We start from the raw sequence: 582 nt of genomic DNA on the forward strand, positions 1-582 counted from the left end.
TCATTGAACGGATGCTTGATGAACGCCCGGATATAACGGGTATAACGCTGCCCGGCATGCCACCAAATGCGCCGGGCATGGCACGTGAAAAAACCGGGACGCTGAAAACCTATGCGTTCGGAGAGGACGGCATTGCCGTTTACGCCAATGAATGAGTGTTTTGGACAGATGATGGATGGTTCGATGATGGGTGGCCCGATGATGATGCTGATGATGGCAGGAGGCGGTCTTGTGTTTCTTCTGATCCTTGCGATCCTGATCATGAGCGTTCTCGCGTTGTTTAAATATCTTCGGGGCGGGAAATGAGTGCGGTATCGCCCGGATCAATGGTCACCGGATTAATGGCTGGCGTCGGCATGGCTTTGTTGTTCGGCGTGATGGATGCCAGCGCGAAGCCCGAGAATCTGACTTTTCTCGAAAAGCCGCTCACTCCGGAACAGATAGCACTGGGCAAGGATGACTATGTTGAATTTTGCGCATCGTGTCATGGCTCAAATCTTGAGGGGCAGAAAAACTGGAAGCGCCGCCTTGACACCGGGCGGATGCCCGCGCCGCCACACGATGCCAGTGGCCACACATGGC

At 54.6% G+C, this 582-nt stretch carries 3 protein-coding genes; all 3 read left to right on the top strand.

Annotation, left to right across the window (positions count from 1 at the left end; genetic code table 11):
- The first annotated feature begins 11 nt into the window (after positions 1-11).
- Positions 12-155, top strand: a complete 144-nt coding sequence (locus tag TH30_RS22690; protein WP_404969475.1) for a DUF411 domain-containing protein — start codon at positions 12-14, stop codon at positions 153-155.
- On the top strand, positions 148-306 hold the full coding sequence (locus TH30_RS22210; RefSeq protein ID WP_022733241.1) for a hypothetical protein: 159 nt from the start codon (positions 148-150) through the stop codon (positions 304-306). Before TH30_RS22690 ends, TH30_RS22210 begins: the two co-directional genes overlap by 8 nt.
- Positions 303-582, top strand: a 280-nt coding sequence (locus TH30_RS22495; RefSeq protein WP_404969474.1) for a c-type cytochrome, incomplete at its 3' end; no start/stop codon positions are given. The genes TH30_RS22210 and TH30_RS22495, both read left to right, overlap by 4 nt.

It is taken from the genome of Thalassospira profundimaris, from assembly GCF_003326795.1.
Classification (GTDB): domain Bacteria; phylum Pseudomonadota; class Alphaproteobacteria; order Rhodospirillales; family Thalassospiraceae; genus Thalassospira; species Thalassospira profundimaris_C.